Genomic DNA, 289 nt, shown 5'->3' with positions numbered 1-289 from the left:
GGTGCCCGGCGAGCGTGCCCAGCAGGCCCGCCGCGGTCAGCCGCTCCGACCACTTCCGCAGCCGGTGCGCCTTGCCCGTCGTGTACGCCTCCGCCGTCAGGCCGAGACGCTTCTCCAGCACCTTCGACGCCACCAGCTCGGTCACCGCGCCCATCGCGGCCAGCGCGCGGGCCGGGCCCGCCTCCTCGACCGGGACCAGCACCATCGCGAAGCCGCCGGAGCTGGCCGCCGCGGAGCCGGCGAAGACGAACGGCAGCTGCGGATGGGCTTCGTGCCACGCCGGGACGGC

1 pseudogene is annotated in these 289 nt (G+C 76.5%); it reads right to left on the bottom strand.

Annotated features, from left to right (window positions below):
• A pseudogene (locus G3I65_RS50785) lies at positions 1 to 289 on the bottom strand (polysulfide reductase); the annotation flags it as partial.

Source organism: Amycolatopsis sp. SID8362, assembly GCF_010550475.1.
GTDB classification, from domain to species: Bacteria; Actinomycetota; Actinomycetes; order Mycobacteriales; family Pseudonocardiaceae; genus Amycolatopsis; species Amycolatopsis eburnea.
Note: the sequence above shows the minus strand (reverse complement) of the source record. Positions and strands in the feature narration are given on the sequence as shown.